Genomic DNA, 399 nt, shown 5'->3' with positions numbered 1-399 from the left:
AGGCGCGACGGCAGCCTCTATTCACTTAACGTTCTTTGATGGCTTCGCTGAACACTTCTTTGATGGGCGACAGCAGGTAGTCGATGACACGACGACTGTCCGTCTTGATTTCCGCAGTGACCGCCATGCCCGCTTGCAGGGGCAGCGCAACGCCGGTCTGGCTCACCGCAGGCATGGCCAATCGGATGCGGGCCGCGTAGATGGGGCCACGCTTTTCATCGGGGATGGCGTCGTGCGACAGGTGCTCGACACGGCCACTGAGCGTGCCGTATTTGCTGTACGGGTAGCTGTCGACTTTGAGTGTGACCGCCTGGCCCGCACGGACGAAACCGATATCCTGGTTCAGCACCTGGGCGTCGACCACCAGGGTGTCGTTGTCCGGGGCAATCACCATCAATT

Annotated in this window: 1 protein-coding gene; it reads right to left on the bottom strand. The window is 60.7% G+C overall.

Going from position 1 to position 399, the window contains the following annotated elements; genetic code table 11:
* Positions 1 to 25: 25 nt before the first annotated feature.
* Positions 26 to 399 (bottom strand): beta-barrel domain-containing protein (locus tag ACUHMQ_RS21650; protein WP_445297405.1); only part of this gene is annotated, 374 nt, incomplete at its 5' end.

Source organism: Chitinimonas violaceus, assembly GCF_052601015.1.
Note: the sequence above shows the minus strand (reverse complement) of the source record. Positions and strands in the feature narration are given on the sequence as shown.